General features: G+C 71.7%; 22 protein-coding genes and 1 tRNA gene. 10 read left to right on the top strand and 13 right to left on the bottom strand.

Translation table 11 applies throughout. The annotated features are described in order from the left end of the window. Window positions 1-76 precede the first annotated feature (76 nt). The 4 genes from ACIHAD_RS22635 to ACIHAD_RS22620 all read right to left on the bottom strand — a co-directional run bounded on the left by ACIHAD_RS22635 (window position 77) and on the right by ACIHAD_RS22620 (window position 3,782). Entirely contained in the window at window positions 77-1,114 is a 1,038-nt protein-coding gene (locus ACIHAD_RS22635; protein WP_397356541.1) for an NAD(P)-dependent alcohol dehydrogenase, read from the bottom strand. Between the two features lie 205 nt (window positions 1,115-1,319). Further along, the gene (locus ACIHAD_RS22630; RefSeq protein ID WP_397356540.1) at window positions 1,320-2,093 is read right to left on the bottom strand and encodes an enoyl-CoA hydratase-related protein; all 774 of its coding nucleotides are present in this window, start codon (window positions 2,091-2,093) and stop codon (window positions 1,320-1,322) included. Between the two features lie 41 nt (window positions 2,094-2,134). Then, window positions 2,135-3,277, bottom strand: a complete 1,143-nt coding sequence (locus ACIHAD_RS22625) for a nitric oxide synthase oxygenase (RefSeq protein ID WP_397356539.1) — start codon at window positions 3,275-3,277, stop codon at window positions 2,135-2,137. A gap of 430 nt (window positions 3,278-3,707) precedes the next feature. Next, a tRNA-Asn gene (locus ACIHAD_RS22620) sits at window positions 3,708-3,782 on the bottom strand. A gap of 126 nt (window positions 3,783-3,908) precedes the next feature. Here ACIHAD_RS22620 and ACIHAD_RS22615 point away from each other — a divergent pair. Then, window positions 3,909-4,226 carry a YtxH domain-containing protein gene (locus ACIHAD_RS22615; RefSeq protein WP_397356538.1) on the top strand — a complete coding sequence of 106 codons (318 nt, stop codon included), beginning with the start codon at window positions 3,909-3,911 and terminating at the stop codon, window positions 4,224-4,226. A gap of 40 nt (window positions 4,227-4,266) precedes the next feature. Here ACIHAD_RS22615 and ACIHAD_RS22610 read toward each other — a convergent pair whose 3' ends face one another. Genes ACIHAD_RS22610 through ACIHAD_RS22600 form a run of 3 tightly spaced genes read right to left on the bottom strand, consistent with a single transcriptional unit; the run spans window position 4,267 to window position 6,202 of the window. After that, window positions 4,267-4,740, bottom strand: a complete 474-nt coding sequence (locus ACIHAD_RS22610; protein ID WP_397356537.1) for a hypothetical protein — start codon at window positions 4,738-4,740, stop codon at window positions 4,267-4,269. Then, window positions 4,737-6,011 carry an amylo-alpha-1,6-glucosidase gene (locus tag ACIHAD_RS22605; RefSeq protein ID WP_397356536.1) on the bottom strand — a complete coding sequence of 425 codons (1,275 nt, stop codon included), beginning with the start codon at window positions 6,009-6,011 and terminating at the stop codon, window positions 4,737-4,739. The genes ACIHAD_RS22610 and ACIHAD_RS22605 overlap by 4 nt, the downstream gene beginning before the upstream one ends. A gap of 32 nt (window positions 6,012-6,043) precedes the next feature. After that, window positions 6,044-6,202 (bottom strand): hypothetical protein, encoded by a 159-nt coding sequence (locus tag ACIHAD_RS22600; RefSeq protein WP_397042675.1) that lies wholly within the window; start codon window positions 6,200-6,202, stop codon window positions 6,044-6,046. A gap of 177 nt (window positions 6,203-6,379) precedes the next feature. On the opposite strand from ACIHAD_RS22600, the gene ACIHAD_RS22595 reads away from it, so the two are divergent. The 7 genes from ACIHAD_RS22595 to ACIHAD_RS22565 are packed head-to-tail and all read left to right on the top strand — an operon-like array spanning window position 6,380 to window position 14,649. Beyond that, on the top strand, window positions 6,380-7,546 hold the full coding sequence (locus ACIHAD_RS22595; RefSeq protein WP_397356535.1) for a hypothetical protein: 1,167 nt from the start codon (window positions 6,380-6,382) through the stop codon (window positions 7,544-7,546). Further along, window positions 7,543-9,702 (top strand): tetratricopeptide repeat protein, encoded by a 2,160-nt coding sequence (locus tag ACIHAD_RS22590; protein WP_397356533.1) that lies wholly within the window; start codon window positions 7,543-7,545, stop codon window positions 9,700-9,702. Before ACIHAD_RS22595 ends, ACIHAD_RS22590 begins: the two co-directional genes overlap by 4 nt. Beyond that, complete coding sequence (locus ACIHAD_RS22585) at window positions 9,702-10,556, top strand: PP2C family serine/threonine-protein phosphatase (RefSeq protein WP_397356532.1); 855 nt, start codon at window positions 9,702-9,704, stop codon at window positions 10,554-10,556. The genes ACIHAD_RS22590 and ACIHAD_RS22585 overlap by 1 nt, the downstream gene beginning before the upstream one ends. Then, on the top strand, window positions 10,549-11,835 hold the full coding sequence (locus ACIHAD_RS22580) for a VWA domain-containing protein (protein ID WP_397356531.1): 1,287 nt from the start codon (window positions 10,549-10,551) through the stop codon (window positions 11,833-11,835). The genes ACIHAD_RS22585 and ACIHAD_RS22580 overlap by 8 nt, the downstream gene beginning before the upstream one ends. Next, entirely contained in the window at window positions 11,835-12,473 is a 639-nt protein-coding gene (locus ACIHAD_RS22575; RefSeq protein WP_397356530.1) for an FHA domain-containing protein, read from the top strand. The genes ACIHAD_RS22580 and ACIHAD_RS22575 overlap by 1 nt, the downstream gene beginning before the upstream one ends. Continuing rightward, window positions 12,470-13,846 (top strand): hypothetical protein, encoded by a 1,377-nt coding sequence (locus ACIHAD_RS22570; RefSeq protein ID WP_397356528.1) that lies wholly within the window; start codon window positions 12,470-12,472, stop codon window positions 13,844-13,846. Before ACIHAD_RS22575 ends, ACIHAD_RS22570 begins: the two co-directional genes overlap by 4 nt. Continuing rightward, window positions 13,843-14,649, top strand: a complete 807-nt coding sequence (locus ACIHAD_RS22565) for a transporter substrate-binding domain-containing protein (protein ID WP_397356527.1) — start codon at window positions 13,843-13,845, stop codon at window positions 14,647-14,649. The genes ACIHAD_RS22570 and ACIHAD_RS22565 overlap by 4 nt, the downstream gene beginning before the upstream one ends. Before the next feature lie 63 nt (window positions 14,650-14,712). On the opposite strand, the gene rpoD is transcribed toward ACIHAD_RS22565, so the two are convergent. Continuing rightward, window positions 14,713-15,816, bottom strand: a complete 1,104-nt coding sequence (gene rpoD, locus ACIHAD_RS22560) for an RNA polymerase sigma factor RpoD (protein ID WP_360687763.1) — start codon at window positions 15,814-15,816, stop codon at window positions 14,713-14,715. Between the two features lie 355 nt (window positions 15,817-16,171). Beyond that, window positions 16,172-18,013, bottom strand: a complete 1,842-nt coding sequence (gene dnaG / locus ACIHAD_RS22555; RefSeq protein ID WP_397356526.1) for a DNA primase — start codon at window positions 18,011-18,013, stop codon at window positions 16,172-16,174. Between the two features lie 209 nt (window positions 18,014-18,222). On the opposite strand from dnaG, the gene ACIHAD_RS22550 reads away from it, so the two are divergent. Next, window positions 18,223-19,110, top strand: coding sequence for a M23 family metallopeptidase (locus ACIHAD_RS22550; protein ID WP_397356525.1), 888 nt, complete (start codon window positions 18,223-18,225; stop codon window positions 19,108-19,110). Here the strand turns inward: ACIHAD_RS22550 and ACIHAD_RS22545 are convergent. After that, complete coding sequence (locus ACIHAD_RS22545) at window positions 19,073-20,236, bottom strand: NAD(P)/FAD-dependent oxidoreductase (RefSeq protein ID WP_397356524.1); 1,164 nt, start codon at window positions 20,234-20,236, stop codon at window positions 19,073-19,075. The two genes, ACIHAD_RS22550 and ACIHAD_RS22545, sit on opposite strands and share 38 nt — an antisense overlap. A gap of 77 nt (window positions 20,237-20,313) precedes the next feature. Beyond that, on the bottom strand, window positions 20,314-21,534 hold the full coding sequence (locus tag ACIHAD_RS22540) for a deoxyguanosinetriphosphate triphosphohydrolase (RefSeq protein ID WP_397356523.1): 1,221 nt from the start codon (window positions 21,532-21,534) through the stop codon (window positions 20,314-20,316). An 80-nt stretch (window positions 21,535-21,614) separates the two neighbouring features. Between ACIHAD_RS22540 and ACIHAD_RS22535 the strand changes: the two genes are divergently transcribed. After that, on the top strand, window positions 21,615-23,105 hold the full coding sequence (locus ACIHAD_RS22535) for a M48 family metallopeptidase (protein WP_397356521.1): 1,491 nt from the start codon (window positions 21,615-21,617) through the stop codon (window positions 23,103-23,105). Here ACIHAD_RS22535 and ACIHAD_RS22530 read toward each other — a convergent pair. Together ACIHAD_RS22530 and ppdK are read right to left on the bottom strand one after the other, a co-directional pair. After that, window positions 23,102-23,575, bottom strand: a complete 474-nt coding sequence (locus ACIHAD_RS22530; protein ID WP_397356520.1) for a GNAT family N-acetyltransferase — start codon at window positions 23,573-23,575, stop codon at window positions 23,102-23,104. The genes ACIHAD_RS22535 and ACIHAD_RS22530 overlap by 4 nt on opposite strands. Window positions 23,576-23,868: 293 nt before the next feature. Next, window positions 23,869-26,505, bottom strand: a complete 2,637-nt coding sequence (ppdK, locus tag ACIHAD_RS22525; RefSeq protein ID WP_397356519.1) for a pyruvate, phosphate dikinase — start codon at window positions 26,503-26,505, stop codon at window positions 23,869-23,871. Window positions 26,506-26,646: the final 141 nt, after the last annotated feature.

Raw genomic sequence — 26,646 nt, 5'->3', positions numbered from 1 at the left:
TGGCGTTCTCCTCCGTGCCGACGCGCGCCTTGCGGAGAGGGGGACGCTCCTGGCCGGCGAACGTCGCCGCTTGCCGTCACTGGAAGGTGATCATCACCTTCACCACGTCGTCGAGCTTCTTGTCCGAGACCTCGAAGGCGCGTTCCATCTCCTCGAAACCGAACGTGTGCGTGGTCAGGGGCGTGGGATCGAGCCGGTCGCCCTCCAGGACGCGCAGCAGGCGTTCCATGCGCAGCCGCCCGCCCGGGCACAGGCCGGTCGTGATCTTCTTCTCGGCCATGCCGACGCCCCACTCGACGCGCGGGATGCGGACGAACTCGCCCTGGCCGTAGTAGCCGGTGTTGGACACCGTCCCGCCCGGCTTGGTGATCTTGATCGCGGTCTGGAAGGTGGCGTCCGCGCCGAGCGCCTCGATGGCGGTGTCCACGCCCTGCCCCCCGGTCAGGCCGAGGACGCGCTCGACGACGTCCTCGGTGGTGAAGTCGACGATCTCGTCGGCGCCGTAGTCGCGGGCGAGCCGCTTGCGGCGGGGCACCGATTCGACCCCGATGACCAGGCCGGCGCCGCGCAGCCGGGCACCGGCGGTGGCCATGAGGCCGACCGGGCCCTGGGCCAGCACGGCGACCGTCCCGCCCATGGGGATGTCGCCGTTCTCGGCGCCCATGAACCCGGTCGAGAGCATGTCGGCGCAGTAGACGGCCCTGTCGTCAGGCACGCCGTCCGGGATCTTCGCCATGTTGGCGTCGGCCTCGTTGACGTGGAAGAACTCGGCGAAGACGCCGTCCTTGGAGTTGGCGAACTTGAAGCCGCCGAGCGGGCCGCCGGACTGCGACGGATGGCCGTTCTGGCAGGACAGATCGCCCCAGTCGGGCGTGATGGCCCCCACCAGGACGCGGTCGCCCGGCCGGAACTCCCGCACCTCGCCGCCCACCTCGTGCACCACGCCGACGGCCTCGTGCCCGAGCGTGAGGTCCGTACGCGGCCCGATGCCGCCCTGGACGGTGTGGGAGTCGGAGGTGCAGATGAGGGCGGTGGTGGTGCGGACGACGGCGTCGCGCGGGCCCGGTCGCGGCACGGGTTTGTCCATGAAGCCGACCCGGCCGATCTCCTTCATGACGAAAGCCTGCATCGCGCCCCCCGAACCTGCCCCCACGCTCCGGCGTGACCGTGAACACGTCGCCGACGTGCCCCCTGTGTCCCCGTGCCCCTGTCTCACCGTGCCCCGGCGCCCCCGCGTCCCGGACACGCCTTGCCCTACCCTGCCGGGCTCGCCGTCTAACCTCGGCGCGTTCCGGCCGGAGGCCCTCCGGCCTGCGGTTTCACAGCGCCGGGAAGTTCGGCGCGCGCCGCTCCAGGAAGCTGGCGACGCCCTCGGCGAAGTCGGGCCGCCCGAAGGAGGCCACCATCTCGTGGACGGCCTTCCTGGCCGACTCCTCCAGGGTGGTGTCCCAGTCGTGCCACACCTGCCGCTTGATCACCGCCATGGACGCCGGCGAGCTGTGCACGGCCAGCTCCCTGGCGTACTCCTGGGCCTGCTCCAGCAGCGACTCCCCCGGCACCGCCCGGTTGGCCAGGCCCAGCTCGTACGCCTCCCGCCCGCTGAACACCCGGCCCGACAGCAGGACGTCCATGGCCCGCTGCTGGCCCATGACCCGCGGCAGCACCCAGGACAGGCCGTACTCGGCGACCAGGCCGCGGCGCGGGAACGCCGTCGTCCACTTGGCCTCCTCGGCCGTGAAGACCAGGTCGCAGACGAGCGCGTGCACCATGCCGAGCCCGGCGCAGGCCCCGTTGACCGCGGCGATGATCGGCTTGCCGATGGTCGTGGGGAAGGTGTTGGGCCGCGGGTCGGGGGTCTCGTCGTACGAGCCGGTCTGGATGGCGGCGAGCGTCTTGAAGTCGGCCCCGGCGCAGAAGCCCTTGCCCGCGCCGGTCACCACGACGGCCCGGACGTCGGGGTCCTTCTCGGCCTCGGCCAGCAGGTCGAAGTAGCGCCGGCCCATGGCGTCCGTCCAGGCGTTGAGCGTGTCGGGACGGTTGAAGGTCAGCGTGAGCACGCCCCGGTCCGACGATGAGAGCACGAGTTCCGCCATGCGCTAACCGAACCATGTTCTGGCCCGGACTGGCAAGCGCATCAGCGGGCAGGGTGGCGGTGCACGTACGCGGGGGTCAGCTCGCAGGTGTCGTAGTACCGGTGGAAGACCGGGGTCGCGCCGCCCGACAGCGGCGGCACGATCCACGACCAGTCGGCCGGGCAGCGGCGTCCGGCGCGTTCCTCGCGTTCCAGGTGGGTCAGGAAGCGCCGGGACTCGGTGTGGTGGTCGGTGATCGTCACCCCCGCCCGTTCGAACGAGTGCAGCACCGCCACGTTGAGCTCCACCAGCGCGTGGTCGCGCCACAGCGAGCGCTCGGTGGAGGTGTCCAGCCCGAGGTGCTTGGCCACTTCGGGGAGCAGGTCGTACCGGTCGGCGTCGGCCAGGTTGCGCGCCCCGATCTCGGTCCCCATGTACCAGCCGTTGAACGGCGCGCACGGGTAGCAGACGCCCCCGATCTCCAGGCACATGTCCGAGATGACCGGCACGGCGTGCCAGCGCAGGCCCAGCTCCGCGAACCACGCGTACTCGGGATGCAGCAGCGGCACCTCCAGCACGGCGTCGCCCGGCAGGTTGCACAGCAGCGGGTCGCCGAGCCCGGCCCGCACGATCAGCGGCAGCACGTCGAACCGGCCCGGCCCGCCGCGCCACCCGAGCTCCTTGGCCGCGTCGGTGAGCTCGGCGTTGCGCGGGTCGCCGAGGACGCCGCCGCCGTCCAGGCGGTGCCCGGCGTAGCGGACGAGCTGGTCGTTGAGCACCCGCGGGCCGGGCATGGCCGGGGTGTCCGGGGCGAAGACGGTGATGGTGGGCCTGATGCGCCCCTCCCCCGTCGCCTCCCGCAGGTGCGCCACGCACTCCACCGCCACGCCCTCCGCGGTCGCCACCTCCCGCCGGTCGCGCACCTTCAGCGAGCGCCAGTACAGGCGTCCGATGCACCGGCCGCTGTTGCGCCAGGCGACCCGGGCGCCGAACTCCAGCTCCTCGAAGGTGTGGGCGTACGTGCCGTGGCGGGCGACGTCTCTGGCGACGTCACGCAGCCGGGCGGCCAGGCCGCCGGCGGAGGGGTTCTCGGCGTGGAAGAGCCTGATGAAGCGCTCCGCCTCGCGGACGTCCGTGGTGCGCTCGAACAGCGCGTGCACGGCATGGACATCGAAGGGACGCAGGGACCTGATCCAGGTACGCACGCGGCAACCAACACATTTCGCTCACCGGAGCGCCCCACCGATTCCGGGTCGGCGGCACGTCCTGCCCGGCGGCGCCCTCTTCCCGCCACCGTCACGACTACCCGCGGCTGCCGGCCACACCCGGCCGACTCCCCCATCTTCCGCCCCAACCCCCCTCTTGTCCCCCAAACCCAAAACCCCACAACCCCCAACCACCCGCCCGTAACCCCCCTGAAGCCCCTTCCCGCCCCCCATGGCCATGGCGCGTGGGGCTCCATCCGGCCCCGCCGTCGCCGGCCAGGACCGCCCCCGCCATGCCCGCCCATGCCCGCCATGCCCGAGCAGCGCGGCCGTGCCGACGACGGCGGTACGTCGCTCAGTGACCCTCAGGAATGCCCGGCCCCAGGACACGAAAAAGCCCCTCCCGGTTACCCGGAAGGGGCTCTTCTGCTGGCTCCCGCGATAGGACTCGAACCTATAACCTGCCGGTTAACAGCCGGCTGCTCTGCCGTTGAGCTACGCGGGATCGAACGTTCGCCCTGCTGGTCGGGCTTGTTGGGCCCTTCCGTCGTGCGCAGGAATAGATTAGCGCACTCCGGGAGTGCGTGTCGCATCGCAACTGGGGTAGGCCGGGAGACAGCGGAGGTGCAACATGCGTTATCGGATGACATTTGCGGTCGGTTTGGCAGTCGGCTACGTGCTCGGCAGCCGGGCCGGCCGCGAGCGGTACGAACAGATCAAGCGGGCGGCCCAGCGCGTGGCCGACAGCCCGAGGGTCCAGGAGGCCGCGGGTGTGGTCGGCGCGCAGGCGTCGAAGCTGGCCGGAGCGGCCAGGGAGAAGGTGGGCGGGACGCTTCAGGAGAAGATCCCGTTCCTCGGCTCCGACGGCCATCACAAGTCCGGCAGCGGCTGGCCCGAGGAGGAGGATCTCGCGGAACGGAAGTCCCGCGAGACCGGCATTCCCTACTGAGGCCACCCCGAGATCCGGCGCGGCATGGACGTGTGACCCCTCACACGCCCATGCTGCGCCGGACGCCTTCCAGAGCCTGTTCGGCCTGCGCGCGCAGCCCCGGGTCCGCCGGATCGAGCCCCTCGTCGAAGACCAGGGTCCAGCCCAGCACCTCGCCGCCCGGTGGCCGCCTGGCCACCAGCCGTACGCCGCCGCGCCCCGGCAGGCTGACGCGCTTGTTGACCACGATGGTGGAGTTCACCCGCTCGCGCACGGTCTCCGGCACCATCCGCGGCTCGGCGACCCGCTCGAAGTGCCGTTCGCCGCCGGTGGTGACGACCCGCAGGCCCTCGTCGTCCCACGACGCCTTGTCGACCTCCTCGTACGGCACCCGCGTCCCGTCCGACAGGAACAGGGCCAGGTTGGTGGCCACCAGGTGACCGTCGCCCGTCTCGGTGAACGTCAGCACCCGCTCCCCCGGCCGGATGTCCAGCGATCGGCGCACGTCGGCGGGCAGGCGGCGAAAAATGCTCATACCTCCACGGTATCGGCGAGCAGGTCGAGGGTGAGCGCCGCGCTCCACGAGAAGTCCCTGCACCCGCGCCCGCTGCCGTCGAAGGGATCGAAGCACTCGCGGAACCCGGCCTGCCGGACGAGCCGCAGGGTGCCGTTGGTGAGCTGCCGGCCGAGCTGGTCGAGCGAGTGGACGGCGGCGGCCCGGCGTAACAACCAGTTGGTGTTCACCCAGGACGGCCCGCGCCAGTAGCGGGTGCGGTCGAACTGGGCGGCCCGGATCTCGCAGCTCGGCACCGGGTAGCCGGTAGCGCCCATGAACCGGGCCGACTCCAGCATCTCGACGCAGGCGTGCAGGTGGGCGCTGGGCAGGCCGGGATCGAGCAGCGGCCCGAACGCGCCCACCGTGCAGACCTTGATCAGCCGGCCGGAGCGCAGGTCGCGGGGGTAGAAGCAGCCGTCCCAGAGCCGGTCGAGCATGGCCTGCCTGATGCGTTCGGCCTGTTCTGCGTGGGGTGCGGGATCGGCGCCGGCCACCGGCGCGAGCTCGGCCAGCGCCTGGCAGGAGGCGAGCCAGATGCCGTTGAACATCGGGTCCTCGACCGCGAACGGATGCTCGTCGCGCAGGTACTCGGCGCGGTAGCCGGCGTCACGGTAGCGCATGGCCAGCCAGACGTAGCGGTCGTGGTCGCTGTCGGGGTGGCGGTCCGCCAGCTCCACGGTGCGGTACCCGTAACCGATGGCGGGCAGCGCGGCGAGCGGCTGGTCCCAGGCCGGGCTGTCGTCCATGCCCGACTCCCAGGGGTGGACGATCGCCGCCAGCCCCGCGCCCCCGAGGTCGCGGGCCGAGGCGAGGTAGCCGTGCTGGGCGACGAGCAGCGGGAAGGTCCGCCTGACGAACTCCACGTCGCCGGTGTACCGGTAGAGCCACCGCAGCGCCAGCGCCTGCAGCGGCGGGGAGGTGAGCCCGGAGGTGCAGACCCGGGGCGCGGACTCGTGCTCCTGCGAGCGCCAGACGGACGGCCCGGGGAAGTACGCCTCGCGCGTGTGGAAGACGATGTGGGGCACCATGCCGGTCGCCCACTGGCCGCTCAGCAGGCTGAGCAGCTCCTCCCGGGCGCGCTCCGGGCGGTGCCTGGCCAGGCCGATGACGACGAAGGCGGAGTCCCAGCTCCACTGGTGCGGGTACAGGCCGGGCGCGGGCACGGTGCCGCTGCCCGTCCAGTTCGCCTCGAGCACGGCCAGCGCCTCGCGCCCGAGCGCGGCATCGTCAACCGCCGGCCGCGCCTCCATTCACTCACTATGCCTTGGGAAGCGGGCGGAAGCTACGGCCTCTGGGCCCACTTCGAGACGAACGTGACACCGAGGACGACGGCGCCGATGATGAGAGCCCACTTGAGAAGCGTGAAGACGAAGCCCACGAGCGGGCCGACGAGAAGCAGTGCGACGATGATCGCGGCGATGATCAGAAGGATGCGTGCCATGTCTCCACGGTAGGAGATCCTTTAAGCCGTTTGCAGGTGACCGAGGGTTGAATCAGGGACAAGTCAGGGTCACCCCTACCCTTAGGAACCAACCGGTCAAGCTTCCCGTTGAGCCGGTAGAACCACGGGGCATCGGGGGCCCTCTTCACGGGGAGCGTGATGAGTCTGGGACCACCCATGAGCAGGGAGGGCGCCGAGTACGCGCTGCGCGCTCGGGCCGACGAACGCGACCGGATCTCCGGCGACCTGCTCGATCTCGAATCCCACACCACCTACCAGCTGCTCAAGGGCGCGGCACTGGACGGGATGACGCGGCAGCGCTGGTCCGCCGTACAGGCCGCGCTGGCCCGGCTGTGGCTGCTGAACGACGCCTACCGGGCCGTGCTGCGCGACGCCGAGCAGGTCAGAGCGGCGCGGGCGAAGCCGGGCGCGGAGCAGCTCGACGAGCTCACCCGGCTGCTGTCGGGCCCGTCCGTGGTGCTGCGGGCCGCGGCCAAGCCCGTCGAGCAGCGCTCGCTGCTGCCCGAGGCCGACGAGCGGCTGACCCTCGACGAGACCGTGGCCCGCATGGACGGCGCCTTCCGCGAGGTCACCTCGGCGCTCAACGACATCGACGCCGTCTGGAACGCCGTCCTGCCCCGGATCGACGACGCCGACCGCGCCCTGCGCGAGATCCGCGACCTGGAACGCGAGCTGGGCGAGCGCGTCGACCTGGACGCGCAGGAGTCTGAGCTGCGGCGGATGCGCGCGGCCCTGCTCGCCGACCCGCTCGGCGCCGGCGTCGGCCCCGACCTGGGCGGGGTCGCCCGCGCGCTGGCCGAGGCCCGCGCGGAGGTCGACCAGGCGATCGTGGTCAAGCGCGAGTACGCCAGGCGCCGCGAGGACCTGGTCGCGGCCCTCGACCGGGTACGCGCGGCCGAGAGCGAGGCCAGGCTGGCCCACGGCGCGGTCGTGGTCAAGATCGCCCTGCCGCCGCAGGCCCGGCCGCGCAGCCGGGTCGAGGAGCTGACCGGCGAACTGGACGCGCTCGACGCCTCCGCCGACACCTGGGTGGTACGCGCCAGGCGGCTGGCGAACGTGGAGAGCGAGGCGGCCAAGGCGGCCGACCGGGCCCAGGCCACCGCCAAGGCCCTGTACGGGCTGGTCGGCAGGCGTGACGAGTTACGCGGCCGGCTCGGCGCCTGCCAGGCCATGGCGGTGCGCAAGGGCATGGCCGAGGATCCCGGCGCCACCGCGTGCTTCGAGCGGGCACGATCCCTGTTGTGGACCGCTCCCTGCGACCTGACCGAGGCCGCCACCGCGGTCGACACCTACCAGCGCGCGATACACGGAGGTAAGCCATGACCCGCTGCGCGCAGCCGGGCTGCACCGGCACCATCGAGGACGGCTACTGCGACCTGTGCGGCAACGCGGCGAGCGCGCCGCCCCCGGCGCCGGTGTCCGTCCCCCAGCAGATGTCGGGGCCGGCCTCGGGACCGCTCTCCGGACCGGTGAACACCCAGCCGGTGAGCCGGTCGCTGACCTCGCCGGTGAGCAGCAGCGGCAGGTCGCGGGCCGGGGTGCTGGGCGGCATCGCGGACCTGCCGTCCGTGCCGTACCGGGATCCGGCGACGGCCGTGATGGCCGATCCGCAGGTGCCGGAGGAGAAGCGGTTCTGCGCCAACCCGGCCTGCGGGGAGCCGGTGGGCCGGTCCCGGCAGGGCCGTCCGGGGCTGACGGAGGGGTTCTGCCCGCACTGCCGCATGTCGTACTCGTTCACCCCGAAGCTGGGCAAGGGCGACATGGTGGCCGGGCAGTACCGGGTGCTCGGCTGCCTGGCCCACGGCGGGCTCGGCTGGATCTACCTGGCCGCCGACGAGAACCTGGACGGCCGCTGGGTCGTCCTCAAGGGCCTGCTCAACACCAACGACGCCGAGGCGCTGGCGGCGGCCGAGGCCGAGCGCAAGTTCCTCACCACGGTCGACCACCCGAACATCGTCAAGATCCTCAACTTCCAGCTCTCCGGCGGCCTCGGCTACATCGTCATGGAGTACGTCGGCGGCCAGTCCCTGCACGAGCTGCGCCGCCAGGGCCCGCTGCCGCTGCGCGAGGCCCTGATCTACGGCCGGGAGATCCTGCACGCGTTCGGCTACCTGCACGAGAACGGCCTGGTCTACTGCGACCTCAAGCCGGCCAACGTGATCAGGGTCGGCAGGCGGCTCAGGCTGATCGACCTGGGCGCCGTCCAGCCGATCGGCTCCCCGCCCGGCACGTCCTGGGCGACGGTCGGTTACCACGCGCCCGAGCTGGACACCCAGCCCTCCTCGGTGTCCTCCGACCTCTACACCGTGGCCAGGACGCTGGCGGTGCTGACGATCCCGTCCTGGAGCCCGGCCAAGGGCGGCGTGGCCAGTCCGCTGCCGCAGGACTGCGGGCACGAGTCGTTCGCCCGGCTGCTGCGCAAGGCCACCGCGCCCAACCCCGCCGACAGGTTCCAGAGCGCCTGGGAGATGGAGGAGCAGCTCGTCGGGGTGCTGCGGGAGATCAGCGCGGCCGAGGAGGGCGTGCCCTTCCCCGCGCCCTCGACCCTGTTCGGGCCCGAGCGCTCGGCCGTGTGGACGGCGCTGTCGGAGTCGCGCGACGAGGTGTTCGGCCCGCTCGACCCGGCCGTGGTCGCGGTCGAGCTGCCGGTGCCGCACGTCGATCCGCTCGACCCGGCGGCGGGCGCGCTGGCGGGCCTGCTCGGCTTCGACGGCAAGGAGCTGTTCGACCAGCTCTCGGCGATGCCGCCGACGCCCGAGACCCGGCTCATGCGGACCAGGCTGCTGGCCGAGGCGGGCGCGGCCGAGACGCCGGCGGCGCTGTCCGAGCTGGAACGGCAGCTCCCCGGCGACTGGCGGACGACCTGGTACCGCGGGGTGCTCGCGCTGGCCACGCGCCAGGCGGACACCGCGGTGACGATGTTCGACGCGTGCGTGTCGGCGCTGCCCGGCGAGCTCGCGCCCAAGCTGGCGCTGGCGTTCGCGCTGGAGTGCGCGGGCCGGCAGGCGACCCACTGGTACAACGCCGTCTGGCGGACCGACCACTCCTACGTCAGCGCCGCGTTCGGGCTGGCCAGGACGGGCCGCATCGACGTGCTGGACGAGGTGCCGCCCACCTCCAGCTACCGGATCGCGGCGCAGGTGGCGCTGGCCGCCTCGGTGTTCCGCCGGACCGACCTGACCACGCTGTCCGCGCCCGACCTGGTCGGCGCCGCCGGACGGCTGGCCAACCTGGTCGACCTCGACCCGCGCCGCCGCGACCTGCTCACCGCCGAGCTGCTGCGCTGCGCGCTGGCCTGGCTGGAGAACAACCCCGCACCACCCGGGACGAAGCTGGCCGAGGCCGACTTCACCCGACCGGGGCTGCGCAGGCGGCTGGAGTCGATCTTCAGGAAGCTCGCGGTGGCGGCCGGCTCCCGCCATGAACGCCACGCGCTCATCGACGAGGCGAACGCCGTACGACCGAGGACGTGGCTGTGATGGAACCCGTACCGAGCGCCCAGAGCTGCCCGATGTGCGCCTCCCCCGTCCTCCAGGGGGACGTCTACTGCGAGCGGTGCGGGCACGCCCTCGGCGCGCCGGTCTGCACCTCCTGCGGCGCGGCCGCGGTGGACCAGGAGGGCTACTGCGAACGTTGCGGCGCCCGCCAGCCCACCGGCCGGGACCACGCCGAGACCGTGCTCGACGGCGGGGCCGCCGCCGTGACCGACAGGGGGCTGCGACGCGCCCGCAACGAGGACGCCGTGGCGCTGCTGACGACCGGCGACGCCGTGGTGACGGTCGTGTGCGACGGCGTCGGCAGCTCGCCGCGGGCCGACCAGGCCTCGGCCGCGGCGGTGGAGACCGCGGGCGCCGCCCTGGTCAGGGGCATGTCCGCGCAGGAGGCGTTCGAGCTGGCCGGCAAGGCCGTGACCGCGCTGGCGACCTCCGTGGACGACGCCCCCGCCTGCACGTACGTCGCCGCGGTCGCCGGCCCCGGCGGGATCACGCTGAGCTGGGCCGGCGACACGCGGGCGTACTGGCTGCCCGGCGAGGACCCCGGGCAGGGCGTGCTGCTGACCGAGGACGACGTGGTCCCGACCGGCGAGATCACCGCGTGGCTCGGCGCGGATTCCGGCGAGGTGTCGCTGCATGTGCGCACGCTCGCCCCGGGGGCGCCCGGCCTGCTGCTGGTGTGCAGCGACGGCCTGTGGCGCTACCTGGACGGCTACCGGTTCCCGCGGACGGGAACCCCTCTCGACATGGCCCGCGAGATGCTGCGCCACGCACTGGCCTCCGGCGGCCAGGACAACGTGACGATCGTTCTCATCCCCCTAGGAGAAACGCATGGGTGACCAGCCCACGTTCACGCTGAACATCGACCAGAACAAGTACCTGTCCACCGACGCCCGCGAGGTGCACGCGGTCCTCACCGTGGCCTCCTCCGGCGGCGGCTTCGCCCAGGCCGCGCCCACCGAGGCGGCCGAGGTCATCATCGTCGACACCTCCGGCTCGATGAGCGGCGGCAAGATCCGCGAGGCCCGTCAGGCCGCGGCGGCGGCCGTGCACGCGCTGCGCGACGGCGTGTACTTCGCGGTGATCGCCGGGACCGAGAAGGCCAAGGTCGTCTACCCCGGCGGCAACGCCAACCTGGTCAGGGCCACGCCGGCCACCCGCGCCGAGGCCGAGCGGGCGATCAGCCGGCTGCTCGCGCACGGCGGCACGGCCATCGGCGAGTGGCTGAAGCTGGCCGGGCACCTGCTGAGCGCGTACCCGAACGCGATCAGGCACGCGCTGCTGATGACCGACGGGCAGAACAACGAGCGTCCCGAGGTGTTCGGGGCCGTGCTGCAGGGCTGGAGCGGCAAGTTCGTCTGCGACAGCCTGGGCGTGGGCGACGACTGGGTGCCCGCCGAGCTGCGGAAGGTCGCCGAGGCGATGCTCGGCTCGTTCGAGTTCGTACGGAACCAGAGTGATCTGGCCGAGTTCTTCCGCCGGGTGACGCAGACGTCGATGAGCAAGACCGTGGCGGACCTGTCGCTGCGGGTGTGGGTGCCGCAGACGGCCAAGCTGAAGTTCGTCAAGCAGGTCTCCCCCACGCTGCTCGACCTGACCGGCAAGCGCACCGACGTCAACCCGCTGACCGGCGACTACCCGACCGGCTCGTGGGGCCAGGAGGAACGCGAGTACCACCTGTGCGTGGAGGTGCCGCCGGGCCAGATCGGCCAGGAGATCAGGGCGGGCTGGGTCAAGCTGGTACGCCCCGACACCCAGGACGTCGTGGCCAGCGGCAACGTGCTGGCCCAGTGGACCGACGATCTGGCGCAGTCCACGCAGATCAACCGGAAGGTCGCCCACTACACCGGCCAGGCCGAACTGCACGAACTCATCCAGGACGGCCTGAGCGCCCGCGCCGCCGGGGACGTGCACACCGCGACCGCGCGCCTGGCCAAGGCCAGGGAGCTGGCCACGGAGTCGGGCCGCGAGGACACCGCCCGGCTGCTGGAGAAGGTCGTGGAGGTCGATCCCGCCACCGGCACGGCACGGCTGCGCAGGAACGTGGACAAGGCCGACGAGATCGAGCTGGACACCGGTTCCGTCCGCACCAGCCGGCTGCGTAAGGACGAAGGCTGATGGCGACCTGTCCCCAGGGGCACGCCTCCGGCTCCGACGACTACTGCGACGTCTGCGGCGCGCAGATGGGCGGGCCCGCCGCCGCGTCCCGGCCCCAGCCGGCGGCGGACGCCGGCGGCGGAGGTGACGACGCCTGCCCGATCTGCCAGACGCCGCGCGCCGGGCAGTTCTGCGAGGTGTGCGGCCACGACTTCACCGGCGGCGGGGGCGGCGTCCCGATCCCCGTGCGGGGGGCGCGGTGGGAGGCCGTCACGGCCGCCGACCGCGGCTACTACGAGAAGGTGATCGCCGAGGGCGGGCCCGACGCGGCGCGCATGGCCTTCCCGCCGTACTGTCCCGAGCGCTCGTTCGGGCTGGTCGGCGAGCAGGTGCGCATCGGACGGCGCAGCAAGGCCAAGAACCTGGCCCCGGAGATCGACCTGACCGGCCCGCCCGAGGACCCTGGCGTGTCGCACCTGCACGCCGTGCTGCTGGCCCAGCCCGACGGCACGTGGACGCTGGTGGATCCGGGCTCGGCCAACGGCACCCAGGTCAACGGCAGGACGGTCGAGATCAACACGCCCGTCAGGGTCGGTCCTGGCGACCGGATCCACCTGGGCGCCTGGACCGTCATCACCATCAGGGAGGGGACGCCGTGACCCTGGTGCAGAACCACGGCCCCCTCGTGCAGACGGGGGCCGCTCCCCCGCCCCGCCACAGCGTGCCCGGCCGGATCCGCGTCATCTCCGGCGTGACCGTGGCGGCGCTGGCGCTGCTGTTCGCGGCGCTCGGGGTCGGCAGCCTGACCGCTGGCGACGGACTGCGGGTCATCGGCCGCGACGCCGGACCGCAGGTCGTCGCCACCGCCGGGCTCTACCTGGCGCTCAGCGACATGGACGCCCAGGTCGCCAACGCGCTGGTCATGGGCGACCAGTACGGCCGGCAGCGCCGCGACGCCGTCGACCGGTACGAGCGGCGGCGTTCGGAGGCCAACCAGGCGCTGCTGAAGGCGTTCGAGCTGGCCGGCGACAACGCGGCCGAGCGGCGGACCGTGCAGTCGGTGCTCGACGGTCTCGGCCGCTACGAACGGCTCGCCGGGCAGGCGCTCCTGCTGAACGAGCAGGCCGGGCACGCGCCCGGCGCGCCGCCGGACAACGTGGTGGGCACCTACCGGCAGGCCACCGACCTGATGCGGCTGGTGCTGCTGCCGCAGGCCTACAACCTGACCCTGGAGAGCGGCACGATCGTCCGCCGCACCTACGACGAGAAGAACGCCCTGGTCCCGCTGCTGCGGACCGCGGTGCTGCTGGCCGGACTGCTCGCGCTGGGCTGCCTGATCTGGCTCCAGATCTTCCTGGCCCGGCGCTTCCGCCGGGTGTTCGGCCCGGCGCTGCTGGCCGCCACGCTGGCCACGGCGGTCTCGCTGATCCTCGGCGCGAACGTGCTCGGCCAGGACCAGGACGACCTGCGCACCGCCAAGGCACAGGGCTTCGACTCGGTGCTGACGCTGGCCAAGGCCCGCGCGATCAGCAACAGCATGCAGGGCGACCAGAGCCGTTACCTGCTGGACAAGGACCGCGCCGACACCTACGAGCACACGTTCCTGGACAAGTCGCAGTCGGTCGTCTACTTCGAGTCGGGCAACCTGACCCAGTACCACGCGAAGGTGGCCGGCGACTCCAAGGGCGCCCTGGGCATGCTGGGGCCCGAGCTCACCGGTGTGGAGGGCGGGCGCGTGCTGGACGCCTACCGGGCCTTCCAGCAGGCCGACACCTCCTTCCGGGAGCTGGCGCTGGCCGGCAGGACGGCCGAGGCCGTGACCGCCAAGCTCGGGCCGGTCACCGCCGCGTTCGACGCCTACGACCGGTCCCTGGTGGCGCTGGCCGACCGGCACGAGCGCACCTTCGACCGGGCCATCGACGCCGGCGAGAACGCGCTGGACAACCTGTGGCGGCTCCTGCCGTTCGCGATCGCCGGGATCGGGCTGCTGATGATCGCCGGGGTGTGGCCGAGACTCAAGGAGTACCGTTGAAGCGGGCACTGGTAGCGGCGCTGGCCCTGACCGCGGTGGCCACCGCGGCCTGCGGTACCGGCGGCCGGGAGTCGATCCTCGACAAGGACTCCCTCGTCATCGCGGTCCGTCCCGACCTGCCGTCGGTGGGCTTCCGCAAGCCGGACGGCAGCTTCGAGGGCTTCGACGTCGACGTCGCCCGCTATGTGGCCAAGCGGCTGGGCAAGGACTTCAAGCTGATCCCCGTGCTGGCGGGCGACCGCGAGAAGGTGCTGCTCCAGGGGCGGGCCGACATGGTGCTGGCGACGTACACGATCAGCATGGACCGTAAGGCGAAGGTGCTGTTCGCGGGGCCGTACCACATCTCCTACCAGGACATCCTGACGCGGCCGGACGACACGGTCCGCAACGTGCGGGAGCTGAAGGGCCGCCGGATCTGCGCGGTGGAGGGCTCGAACGCGGCCGAGCGGGTCGTGGAGGAACGCAGCGTGGCGGCCAAGCTGGTGCCGTTCAAGGACTACGCGACGTGCCTGAACGCTTTGAAGAGCAGGCAGGTGGACGCGGTGACCACCAACGACGTGATCCTGGCCGGCCTGGCCAACCAGGACGGCTCGGGGCTGCGGCTGGCCAACGCGCAGTTCAACGAGCAGCGCACCGGGGTGGGCCTGCACAAGGACGACGTGCCGGGCTGCGAGGCGGTGAACCGGGCGATCACCGACATGTACCAGGACGGGACCGCGAGCAAGCTGCTGCACAAGTGGTTCGGCAAGGCGGGCCTGAACCTGGCCAACATCGCCGTACCGCAGTTCGAGGGCTGCTCCTGAGACCGGCGCCCGGCATGCGGACGGGCCCGGCACGCTCGCCGGGCCCGTCGCGGGGTCGAAGGGTCAGTCCAGGTAGTCCTTGAGCATCTGCGCGCGCGTCGGGTGGCGGAGCTTGGCCAGGGTCTTCGACTCGATCTGCCGGATGCGCTCCCGCGTCACGCCGAACTCCCTGCCCACCTCCTCCAGCGTGCGCGGATGCCCGTCGGCCAGGCCGAAGCGGAGCTGGATGATGCGCTGCTCGCGGTCGGACAGCGTGGCCAGGATGTCGTCGAGCTGGTCCTGCAGCATGATGAAGGCGGCGGCCTCCATGGGCACGACGGCGTCGGCGTCCTCGATGAAGTCACCGAGGTCGGAGTCCTCCTCGCCGATCGGCGACTGCAGGGACACCGGCTCCTGGGCGATGCGCTGGATCTCCACCACGCGGTCGACCGGGAGGTCCATCTCCTTGGCGATCTCCTCGGGGATGGGCTCGCGGCCGAGATCCTGGTGGAGCTGACGCTGCACTCTGACGAGCTTGTTGATGGTCTCCACCATGTGCACCGGAATGCGGATGGTGCGCGCCTGGTCGGCGATCGCCCGGGTGATCGCCTGTCTGATCCACCAGGTGGCGTAGGTGGAGAACTTGTACCCCTTCGTGTAGTCGAATTTCTCGACCGCCCGGATGAGCCCGAGGTTGCCTTCCTGGATCAGGTCGAGGAAGAGCATGCCGCGGCCCACGTAGCGCTTGGCGATCGACACCACGAGCCTGAGGTTGGCCTCGATGAGCCGCTGTTTGGCCCTGGTGCCCTGCCAGACGAGCTCCCTGAACTCGGGGAAGGCCAGACGCGAGACCCCGTTGGCCAGCTTGTCCTCGGCGAACAGGCCGGCTTCGATCGACTTGGCGAGCTCCACCTCCTCCTCGGCGGTCAGCAGGGGGACGCGGCCGATCTCCCGCAGATAGATACGGACGAGATCGCTGGTCGGCGCCCGCTTGCCTACGTCCTCCTCATCGGCGCGGGTGGACTCCTCGTCGCCCTGGGGCTCAAGGACCTCCACGCCGTTCTCTGCGAGCATCCGCACGACGCGTTCCAGCGCGTCGGACGGCAGCTCGGATCGGTCAAGCGCGGCGGCGACGTCATCGACGGTTACGCTTCCGCGCTCCCTTCCCTTCGCGACGAGGTCCGCCACCTGATCTACCGATGGCGGCCCGCTTGGCAGCACCGATGCACCCACGGGAGACAGTCTGCAGTATTGGTTCCATCAAATGGCAGACCCATTTTTGTTGCGGAAGGTAAGACGATCAGCATTACCGAATTGAGATCGAGTAAAGGTTTGGCCCGAGTTTGATCAGGAAAGAAAAGTCAATTACGCGGTCCGGAATCCCACGTCCGGCGACGCCCGCCGGCCGGACGTATCTTTTTTGCTGCCCGCAGATGTCCCGGATACCCCATCACGGCAGCGCGGACCGGCCGCCATTCCCCCATGAACCACCCTGGTTCACCGCCGGCCCCCGCTGCCGAACTGTTATCAAAAGCCCCGGCGCTCAGCTTCCCGCGGCGCGGTCGCGCAGCACCCGGCGCTGCTGCTCCAGCGCCACCAGCTCGCCGAACAGCTTGTTGTACTCCTGCTGCTCCTCCACCGGGTTGAGGCGCTGCATGCGGGACTTGACCTGGGCGATGGCCCGGTCGACCGCGATCGCCTCGATGGCCGCCAGCATGGCCCCCGCGTAACGCTCCTCGGCGTGCGCGTCGGCCTGGATGGGCTCCACCGCGAACCTCGTCACGAGCCCCCTGGAGCCCTCGTCGTGGGCGTTCTCCAGCAGCCGGTCGACCCACTCACGGCCGCCGTGACCGGCCGAGCCGGCGCCTCCGGCGGCCTCGATGACCTTGTGCAGCGTGACGTGGTCGGGCGCGGTGAACGCCTGCGGGTCGAGGGCGTCGAAGCGCGGCCCGAGCAGCGCGGGCCGCTGGACGGCCAGCTTGAGCAGCTCGCCCTCCACCCGCACGCCCGGATCGACGGGGGCCGCCTTGGGGGCGCGCCGGGGGCGGCCCTGCTGGGTGTTGGCGACCTCGCCGATGCGCTGCATGACGAAGCGCTCGTCCATGAACCCGAGCCAGCGGTCGAGGTCGATGGCGTAGCGCTTGCGCAGGCCGACGTCCTTGATCCCGGCCACGATGGGCGCCGCCGCGTCGAGGGCGGCGATCTTGCCCTCGTTGCTGCGCAGGTCGTAGCGGGAGATGGTGCTCCTGATGGCGAACTGGAACAGCGGCTCGCGGCTCGCGATCAGGTCGCGCACCGCCGCGTCGCCCTGCTTGATCCGCAGGTCGCACGGGTCGAGCCCGTCGCTCTGCACCGCGACGTAGGTCTGCGTGACGAACTTCTGCTCGTCGGCGAAGGCCCGCAGCGCCGCCTTCTGGCCGGCCGCGTCGCCGTCGAAGGTGAAGATGACCTCGCCGCGGAACTCGGCCTGGTCGAGCAGGAACCGGCGCAGGATCTTGATGTGCTCCTCGCCGAACGACGTGCCGCAGGTGGCCACCGCGGTCGGCACTCCGGCCAGATGGCAGGCCATCACGTCGGTGTATCCCTCGACGATCACCGCCTGGGCGCGCTTGCTGATCTCTCGTTTGGCGAGATCAATGCCATAAAGGACCTGGCTCTTCTTGTAAAGCGGCGAGTCAGGCGTATTCAGATATTTCGGACCATCGTCGGAATCGAGCAACTTGCGGGCGCCGAAACCGATCACGTCACCCGTGGCGTCCCTGATCGGCCAGATCAGCCGCCCCCTGAACCGGTCGATCGGCCCGCGCCTGCCCTCCTTGGCCAGGCCGCCCTTGACCAGCTCGTCGGCGGAGAACCCACGCCCCATCAGATGGCGCGCCAGCGCCTCCCACTCGGCCGGCGCGTAGCCGACGCCGAACGTCTCGGCGTCGGCGCGCTCGAACCCGCGCTCGGACAGGAACCGGCGCCCCGGGGCCGCGTCGGGCCCGAACAACTTCTCGGCGTAGAACTCGGCGGCCACCCGGTGGGCCTCGATCAGCCGGGCCCGCTCACCGTGGTCGCGCTTGGGGACGTAGCCGCCCTGCTCGTACTGGAGCTGGATGCCGGCCCGCTGGGCCAGCCGCTCGACCGCCTCACCGAACGGCAGGTGCTCGATCTTCTCGACGAACGTGATCACGTCGCCGCCTTCCCCGCAACCGAAACAGAAGTACATTCCGCGCTCGGGGGTGACGTTGAAGGACGGGCTCTTCTCGTCGTGGAAGGGGCACAGGCCCTTGAGGTTGCCCCCTCCGGCGTTGCGCAACTGGATGTGCTCGCCGATCACGTCGGCGATGGGTGAACGCTCACGTACGAGCGCGATGTCGACATCACGGATCCGGCCAGCCACGCCGGTGAGTCTATTCCGCCCGACCGACGGTTCCGCCCCTCACCGGGTGTGCCGCGGCGGGTGAACGGCGAGGCACGGGCGGTGGACGGCCGGGGAAGACGCGCGTCACCTCTGGGTTGCTAAAGAGGGAAACTGGTGATGCGGAGTCCCGTGGTCGGCTACAAAGGTGAGGGTTGTCGGTGGAAACGGTGACACGGGTGAGGAAGACTATGCATTCCGGGCATATCGCACGGTGGGTGGCCGTCGCCGCCGTGCTGCTCACCGGCGCCTGCGCCCAGGCGACCGGGGTGGCGGGCGTCAGCGCCCAGTCGCCCTCCACGGCCCCGGCCACGAGCGCGTCCACCCCCACCCCCGAGGTCACCGCCACCATCCCCTCGCCCGGCCCGTCCGACCAGGACGCCGAGCAGCCCCCAAAGGGGGACGACCCGGTCAGAGTGCCGCCGCCCAAGCTGTCGAAGTTCACCTACACGTTCCCGGTCAAGGGCTGCGGCAGCACCTACCAGCGGGCCCTGCTCGTGCTGCCCAAGACGACGATCTGGGCCGCGCAGGGCTGCTCGTTCGTCGCGCCCGTGGGCGGCGTCGTGGACGAGGTCAACATCAAGAACCGGTGGGCGCCCTCCACCGACAAGGGCGCCGACCGCGAGGGCAGGTTCGTCACGATCGTCGGCGACGACGGCGTGCGCTACCTCGGCGGCCACCTCGACTCCGTCGCCAACGGCATCCGGCCGGGCGTACGCGTCAAGGCCGGGCAGCTCCTGGGCCGGGTGGGCAGGTCGGGGAACGCCCGCGACGCCGGCTCGAACCTCTACTTCGCGATCTCCTGGAAGACCGGCCCGGCCTACTGGTGGGTACGCCGGGGCATGGTCGAGCCGTGGGACTACCTGGACGCCTGGCGGTCCGGCAACCGCACGCTCTCCCCCCGCCAGGAGACGCTGGCGCTGCGCGGCAGGCTCGGCGAGACGCCGCGCTGCGCGGTCCAGTGCAAGTCCAAGAAGGTGCCCCAGGCCAGCAAGAAGCCCAGGCAGCCGCGGAACGACGACACCAAGGACGAGAACCCGATCACGGCGGACCCGTCGTCAACTCCTTTCGGTCAGTGACGACGCCCGACCTGATCAGCTCCTGGATCTCCGGCACGACGTCCCCGGTGTTGACGTTCATGCCGGCGATCACCCGGCCCTCGCGCCGCCAGAAGGCGACGAACCGCAGGTCCTCCACCGACCCCCGGCAGACGACCTCGTCGTAGCCGCCGACGTCGCCGGAGAACTCCATGCTCAGGTCGTACTGGTCGGTGCGGAAGTACGGGATCTCGTCGTGGACGACCTCCTGGCCGAGCATGGCGCGGGCGGCGGCCGGGCCGCCCTTGAGCGCGCCGGACCGGTGCTCTACGCGGACGTGCTTGCCGTACAGGGGGTGGAAGGGCTCGGCGGCGTCGCCGGCGGCGTACACGTCGGGGTGCGAGGTGCGCAGGGAGGCGTCGGTGCGGATGCCGTGCCGGACCTCCAGTCCCGCGTCGCGGGCCAGCTCCACCTCGGGCGCGACGCCGATGCCGGCCACCACGAGGTCGGCCGTCAGCCGCTCCCCCGAGCTGAGCCGCACGCCGGTCCCGGTGACCTCGGCGACCGCGATGCCGAAGCGCAGGTCCACGCCGTGGCGGGCGTGCAGGCGGGCGAACACCTCGCCCAGTTCGGGGCCGAGCGCCCGGTTGAGCGCGGTGGGCTCGGGCTCGACGACGGTGACCCGGCAGCCCGCCGCGCGGGCCGCCGCCGTGCTCTCCAGCCCGATCCAGGACGCCCCGACCACGATCACGCTGCCGCCCTCGGCGAAGCGCCGCCTGAGCGCCTCGCAGTCCTCGACGGTACGCAGGTAGTAGGCCGGGCCCGGCAGGCGTCTCGGCGTCGCGCCGGTCGCGATCAGCAGCTTGTCGTAGGCCCGCCGGGACCCGTTGGCGAACCTGACGACGTGGTTGCGGGGCTCGATGCGGGTGACGGGCAGGCCGAGCCGCAGCTCCACGTCGTTGTCGGCGTACCAGTCCGGGGCGTGGACGTAGATCTTCTCCCGCGCGCTCCCGCCCCGCAGGTACTCCTTGGACAGGGGCGGCCGTTCGTACGGGCGTTCGGTCTCCGCGCCGGCGAGCACGACCTCGCCGTCGAAGCCCTCCTCGCGCAACGTCTGCGCGGCCTTGGCGCCCGCAAGGCCCGCGCCGACGATGACATATGTAGCCATGCGCGCAGTATCCGCCGACGGGGCAGGTCCGCAAAGCCGCTCGTGGGAGCGGTTTCACCCGCGTCGGCGGAGTGTCGTCACTTCGACAGGCGGCGGTGCCAGGCCACGGCCGAGGTGTCGGTGAGCGAGGCGATCTGGTCGATCACGACGCGCACCCGGGCCGCGTCGTCGGGGGCCTCCAGGAAGGCGGGCCGGAAGGCGGGTTCGAGCGTGCCGGGGGCGCCGAGCGTGATCAGCGAGGCGAGCTCGGTGATCAGCTCGCGCTGCCTGGCCTGGTTGGCGTGGTGGCCCTCGGTGGTCATCACGTAATGGGCGGTGACGCCCTTGAGCAGGGCGCACTCCAGCAGCGTGGCGCGCGGCACGACGAGGTCGGCGCGGTGGCGGGCGCCGTGGACCTCCTTGGTGGCGGTCTGGGCCGAGCGGCAGAACCGGCCGATCAGGCCGCTGGTGAGCGCCTTGAGACCGGCCAGGTCGGCGAGCGTGGCCTCGAAGCGGCGCGGCCACAGCGGGTCGGCGATCAGCTCGGCGAAGACCTCCTCCAGCTCGTTGAGGTCGGCGCCGGGCGCGTACCAGGTGCGGGTGATGCGGGCCACCGCGCCGCGCTCCACGGACGACTGGAGCGCCTCTGGCGTGACGTGGCCGGAGTGGAGGGCGTCCTCCAGGTCGTGGACGGAGTAGGCCACGTCGTCGGCCCAGTCCATGATCTGGGCCTCGAAGCTCACGCGGCCTTGCGGGGCGCCGTCCCTGATCCACTCGAAGACCGGCAGGTCGTCGTGGTAGACGCCGAACTTCGGGGACTTCTCGCACGTCCAGGGGTATTTGACGGAGGCGTCGAGCGCGGCCCTGGTGAGGTTGAGGCCGGCGCTGCGGCCGTCCTCGGTGAGGACCTTGGCCTCCAGCCTGGTGAGCAGGCGCAGGCTCTGGGCGTTGCCCTCGAAGCCGCCGCAGGAGGTGGCCAGCGCGTTGAGCGCGACCTCCCCGTTGTGCCCGAACGGCGGGTGGCCGAGGTCGTGGGCCAGGCAGGCGGTCTCGACCAGGTCGGGGTCGACGCCGAGCGTGGCGCCCATCTCCCTGCCGACCTGGGCGCATTCGAGCGAGTGCGTCAGCCGGGTGCGCGGGATGTGCTGGCCGCCGCCGAGCGTCTCGCCGGGGCCCACGACCTGCGTCTTGGCCGCCAGCCTGCGCAGCGCGGCGCTGTGCAGGACGCGGGCGCGGTCGCGTTCGAACGCGGCGCGTCCGGGGTTGCCGGGTGGTTCCGGGACCCATCGTTCCTGGTCGTGCTCGTCGTAGTACGACATTGGTGCAGTGATTTTATCCGGTTTCCCGTCTCCGCTAGTGTCAAGCCTCGCGAGAACCCCTTCCCCGGGAGCCCTCCCCCATGACGACAGCGTTCCGAGCTGTGCTGGCCTTCAGCCTGCTCGCCGGTTTCTACGTGCTGGTCGGCGTCATCCTGGTGGCCGCCGTGCTCTTCGACGTCCTGCTGCTGGCCGACTTCCACCCCAGGGGTCTGACGGCCGCGATCGCGCTCACGCTGGCGGCGGGCGCGGTGGTGCGGGCGCTGTTCATGGTCGGCCGCCGCCAGGCAGGCGAGCAGCCGGGCGTGCCGGTGGGGCGCGAGCACGAGCCCGCGCTCTGGCAGGTGGTGGAGGACCTGGCCCGGCGGGTGCGCACCGCGCCGCCCGACGAGATCCGGCTCGTCCCCGAGGTGAACGCGGCGGTCTCGGAGGACACCCGGTTCCTGGGGTTGCGCGCGACGCGGCGGCGGATGTTCGTCGGGCTGCCGCTGCTGCAGACCCTCACCGTCGACGAGATGCGCGCGGTGCTGGGGCACGAGCTGGGCCACTACAGCGGGGCCCACACGCGGCTGGGCGCGCCCGTCTACCGGGGGCGGGTCTCGCTGATCGCGACCGTGCGGGAGCTCGGCGACCATCCGCTCATCCAGCGGCTCTTCGCCGGGTACGCCAAGCTCTACCTGCGGGTCTCCCAGGCCGTGTCGCGCCGGCAGGAGCACGAGGCCGACGAGTTCGCGGTGGCGATCGGCGGGCGCCAGGCCATGTCGGGCGCGCTCCGCAAGATCCACGACACCGCCCTGGCCTGGGACCTGTACACGAGGGACTACCTGTCGCTGACCGGCGTGGGCGGCACCCGGCCCGCCTCGGTGTTCGGCGGCTTCCACGCGCTGCTGAACGACCCGGGCCGGCAGGCCGAGGTCGCCCGGCTGGGCGAGCGGCCCGAGGACGTCTCGCCGTACGACTCCCATCCCGGTCTGGCCGACCGCCTGGCCGCCATCGCGACGCTGCCCGAGCCGGAGCACGTCCCCGATCCGCGCCCGGCGCTGACGCTGCTGCGCGACCCCGACGTCGCGGCCGCGGCGGTGGAGCGGTCGATGTGGACGCCGGAGGCGCTGGCCGGGCTCCGTCCGGTGCCGTGGGACGAGCTGGTGGCCCAGGGCATGTACGCCGGGCGCAACGCCGACGCGCTGCGCGACCTGGCGGTGGCGGGGCAGCGGGTGATGGGGGCCACGCGCCCCTACCTCGACGCGGCCTTCGAGGCGATCGCCAGGGGGCGGCAGGCCGAGCTGGCCGGGCAGCTGCGCGAGCTGGGCTGGACGCCGTCGGAGACGCTGCTCGCCGGGGTGCTGGGCCAGGCGCTGGAGGCGGTGCTGATCCAGCTCGGCGAGGCCCGGTGGACGCTGTCCTGGTCGGGCCCCGCCCGGCTGCTGTACGACGACGGCGAGGAGGTGGCCCTGGCCGAGTACGCGGCCCGGGTCGCCGGCGATCCGGGGGCGGTGGCCGGGCTGCGGCAGTGGCTGGGCGACCACGGGATGCGGCACGACTACGTGCCGGCGGAGGAGGCTCTGCCCCGCTAGCCGGGCGCGGGAAGGCTCCGGGGGGCCGGCGGGCGGACCATGAGGACGTCCACCTGGTCCTCGCCCTCGACGGTGAAGCCGTGCCGCTCGTAGAGCCGCTGGGCGGCGCTGCCCCGCAGCACGACCAGGCGTACGGCCGCGTCCTCGGCGTCCGCGCGGTCCAGCAGCGTCCGCAGGACGGCCGAGCCGAGCCCGCGTCCCTGGAGGGCGGGGTCGAGGTAGAAGTGCTCCAGCCGGCGTCCGTCCTCGGCGGGGCGCAGGGTGACGCAGCCCGCGAAGGCGCCGCCGGCCAGGATGACGGAGGTGTGGCCGGGAGAGAAGGAGTCACGGAACCGCTGCCGTACCCGGTGCTCGTCGAAGCGGCCCAGCCGCTCCAGGTCAGGGCGCATCACCCTCGCCCGCAGCTCCGCGATCGCCTCCACCTCGTCCGGCCCGGCGGGGCGCAGCTCCCAATCCACGAGATTTTCCATGGCGGAAAGTATCGCAATGACCGGTTTTGAGGGGATCTCCGGGGCTGTACACAAGAAGTCAACAGATCTTCAACCGGCCGATCCTAGGATCCGTCCCCAAGGAGCGCTCCTCCAGGGGGCGCCGACAGAGGAGGGAACCCGTCGTGAACCTAGGCGTCCCGGAGATCATCATCGGATTCGTGCTCTTCTTCCTCCTGATCGGGATCGTGGTGTTCACCGCCGTGGTGCTGGCCAACCGGCGGCGCGGGTAGCGCACAGGAGGCGGCCGGGGGGTGACCCCGGCCGCCGGGCGGTCAGCGGGTGTCGGAGTCGGTGCCGGTCAGGGCGGCGCGACCGGCCTCCAGCCGGGCCACCGGGATGCGGAACGGGGAGCAGGAGACGTAGTCGAGGCCGACCTCGTGGCAGAAGTGCACCGAGTCGGGGTCGCCGCCGTGCTCGCCGCAGATGCCCACGTGCAGGTCGGGACGGGCGGCGCGGCCCTCCTCGACGGCGATCCTGACCAGCCGGCCGACGCCGTCGCGGTCGAGGGTCTCGAACGGGCTGACGCCGAAGATGCCGAGCTCCAGGTAGCGCGAGAAGAAGGCGGCCTCCACGTCGTCGCGGCTGAAGCCCCAGGTCATCTGGGTCAGGTCGTTCGTGCCGAAGGAGAAGAACTCGGCGGCCTCGGCGATCTGGGCCGCCGTCAGCGCCGCCCTCGGCACCTCGATCATGGTGCCGATCAGCGCCTCGACGCCGGTCTCCGCGAGGATCCTGGACGCCTCCTCGCGTACGGACTCCAGCTCCTGGACGGCCGCCACCAGCGGGATCATGATCTCCGGACGCGCGCCCGGGACCTCGGCCGCGGCCTGGGCGATCGCCCGCACCTGCATGGCGAACAGCCCGGGGATCACCAGGCCGAGGCGGACGCCGCGCAGGCCCAGCATGGGGTTCTGCTCGTGCAGCCTCTTGACGGCGGCCAGCAGCCTGCGGTCCTTGTCCGTCACGTCGGGCGAGGTGGCGACCTTGACCGACAGGTCCACGAGGTCGGGCAGGAATTCGTGCAAGGGCGGGTCGATGAGCCGGATGGTGACGGGGTCGCCGCCCATGGCCTTGAAGATGCCGATGAAGTCGGCCTTCTGGAGGGGTTCGAGGGCGTCGAGCGCGGTCTGCCGCTCCTCCTCGCCGTCGGCCAGGACGAGGTCCTCCACGAGCTGGCGGCGCTCGCCGAGGAACATGTGCTCGGTGCGGCACAGGCCGATGCCCTGGGCGCCGAAGCGGCGGGCCCGCGCGGCGTCCTCGGGGGTGTCGGCGTTGGCGCGCACCCGCAGCCGGCGCACGGAGTCGGCGTGGCCCATGATCCGGTCCACGGCCCTGACCAGGTCGTCGTCCGGCCGCGCGCCTTCGAAGTACTCGACCACGGCCGAGTCCACGACCGGGACCTCGCCGAGGTAGACCTCGCCGGTGGTGCCGTCGATGGAGATGACCTCCCCCTCGGAGACGACCTCGCCGCCGGGCGCGGTGAACCGGCGCTCGCCGGTGGAGACCTCCAGCTCCTCGGCGCCGCACACGCACGTCTTGCCCATGCCGCGGGCGACCACGGCCGCGTGCGAGGTCTTGCCGCCGCGGCTGGTCAGGATGCCCTTGGCGGCGATCATGCCGGCCAGGTCGTCGGGGTTGGTCTCGCGGCGGACGAGGATGACGTCCTCACCCCGTCCGGCCAGCTCGACGGCGCGCTCGGAGGAGAAGACGACCTTGCCGACGGCCGCGCCCGGCGAGGCGTTCATGCCCTTGGCGATCTTCTTCTTCTCGGCGCCGCCGTCGAAGCGGGGGAACATGAGCTGGGCGAGCTGGTCGCCCGTGACGCGGGTGACGGCCTCGTCGAGGGTGATCAGGCCCTGGTCGACGAGCTGGGTGGCGATGCAGAAGGCGGCCGCGGCGGTGCGCTTGCCGACGCGGGTCTGGAGCATCCACAACTTGCCGCGCTCGATCGTGAACTCGATGTCGCACAGGTCCTTGTAGTGGTTCTCCAGCGTCTCCATGATCTGCAGCAGCTCGTCGTAGGAGCGCTTGTCGAGGCGTTCGAGCTCCTGGAGGGGGATGGTGTTGCGGATGCCGGCGACGACGTCCTCGCCCTGGGCGTTCTGCAGGTAGTCGCCGTAGATGCCCTGCTGGCCGGAGCCGGGGTCGCGGGTGAAGGCGACGCCGGTGCCGGAGTCGTTGCCGACGTTGCCGAAGACCATGGCCACGATGTTGACGGCGGTGCCGAGGTCGGCGGGGATGCGCTCCTGGCGGCGGTAGAGGACGGCGCGCGGGGCGTTCCAGGAGTCGAAGACCGCCATGACGGCCAGCCGCATCTGTTCGCGGGGGTCGGCGGGGAAGTCCTTGCCGGTCTGCTCCCGGACGATGTCCTTGTAGGTCTCCACGAGACCCTGGAGCTCGCCCGCGTCGAGATCGGTGTCCTGGCGGCGGCCCTTCAGCTCGTCGAGCGCGTGCTCGAACAGGTCGCCGTCGAGGCCGAGCACGGTCTTGCCGAACATCTGGATCAGCCGCCGGTAGGAGTCCCAGGCGAAGCGGTCGTTGCCGCCCGCCTGCTTGGCCAGGCCGTGGACCGACTCGTCGTTGAGCCCGATGTTGAGGACCGTCTCCATCATGCCCGGCATGGAGAACTTCGCGCCCGACCGTACGCTGACCAGGAGGGGGTCGTCGGCCTGCCCGAGGCGGCGGCCCATCTGGGCCTCCAGGGCGTCCAGGTGCTCGGCGACCTCGCGCTCCAGGCCGTCGGGAAGAGCGCCTTCCGTCAGGTAGTGACGGCAGGCTTCAGTGGTGATCGTGAATCCGGGGGGGACGGGCAGCCCGAGATTCGTCATCTCGGCGAGATTCGCGCCCTTTCCACCGAGAAGATCCTTGAGATTCCTGTTGCCCTCGGTGAAGTCGTAAACGTACTTGGCCACCACAGCTCCAATCCAACGCTTCTGCCCCGGACTCTACCGGCGAAATTCATGATGAAACTGCACTCCTCGGTTAAGTCATCGTTTTTGCTGGTCAACGGCCTGCGAGAGGTCTAATCCAATTATAGGACCGCTGACCGATAA

This window comes from Nonomuraea sp. NPDC052265 (assembly GCF_044547985.1).
Classification (GTDB): domain Bacteria; phylum Actinomycetota; class Actinomycetes; order Streptosporangiales; family Streptosporangiaceae; genus Nonomuraea.
Note: the sequence above shows the minus strand (reverse complement) of the source record. Positions and strands in the feature narration are given on the sequence as shown.

Coding starts and splice junctions, on each gene's coding strand:
- ACIHAD_RS22535 (WP_397356521.1), top strand. CDS start 21,615: ATGACGACAGCGTTCCGAGCTGTGCTGGCCTTCAGCCTGCTCGCCGGT.
- ACIHAD_RS22635 (WP_397356541.1), bottom strand. CDS start 1,114: ATGAAGGAGATCGGCCGGGTCGGCTTCATGGACAAACCCGTGCCGCGA.
- ACIHAD_RS22630 (WP_397356540.1), bottom strand. CDS start 2,093: ATGGCGGAACTCGTGCTCTCATCGTCGGACCGGGGCGTGCTCACGCTG.
- ACIHAD_RS22530 (WP_397356520.1), bottom strand. CDS start 23,575: ATGGAAAATCTCGTGGATTGGGAGCTGCGCCCCGCCGGGCCGGACGAG.
- ACIHAD_RS22610 (WP_397356537.1), bottom strand. CDS start 4,740: ATGAGCATTTTTCGCCGCCTGCCCGCCGACGTGCGCCGATCGCTGGAC.
- ACIHAD_RS22585 (WP_397356532.1), top strand. CDS start 9,702: ATGGAACCCGTACCGAGCGCCCAGAGCTGCCCGATGTGCGCCTCCCCC.
- ACIHAD_RS22595 (WP_397356535.1), top strand. CDS start 6,380: ATGAGCAGGGAGGGCGCCGAGTACGCGCTGCGCGCTCGGGCCGACGAA.
- ACIHAD_RS22575 (WP_397356530.1), top strand. CDS start 11,835: ATGGCGACCTGTCCCCAGGGGCACGCCTCCGGCTCCGACGACTACTGC.
- ACIHAD_RS22605 (WP_397356536.1), bottom strand. CDS start 6,011: ATGGAGGCGCGGCCGGCGGTTGACGATGCCGCGCTCGGGCGCGAGGCG.
- ACIHAD_RS22545 (WP_397356524.1), bottom strand. CDS start 20,236: ATGGCTACATATGTCATCGTCGGCGCGGGCCTTGCGGGCGCCAAGGCC.
- ACIHAD_RS22615 (WP_397356538.1), top strand. CDS start 3,909: ATGCGTTATCGGATGACATTTGCGGTCGGTTTGGCAGTCGGCTACGTG.
- ACIHAD_RS22580 (WP_397356531.1), top strand. CDS start 10,549: ATGGGTGACCAGCCCACGTTCACGCTGAACATCGACCAGAACAAGTAC.
- ACIHAD_RS22540 (WP_397356523.1), bottom strand. CDS start 21,534: ATGTCGTACTACGACGAGCACGACCAGGAACGATGGGTCCCGGAACCA.
- ACIHAD_RS22550 (WP_397356525.1), top strand. CDS start 18,223: ATGCATTCCGGGCATATCGCACGGTGGGTGGCCGTCGCCGCCGTGCTG.
- ACIHAD_RS22590 (WP_397356533.1), top strand. CDS start 7,543: ATGACCCGCTGCGCGCAGCCGGGCTGCACCGGCACCATCGAGGACGGC.
- ACIHAD_RS22600 (WP_397042675.1), bottom strand. CDS start 6,202: ATGGCACGCATCCTTCTGATCATCGCCGCGATCATCGTCGCACTGCTT.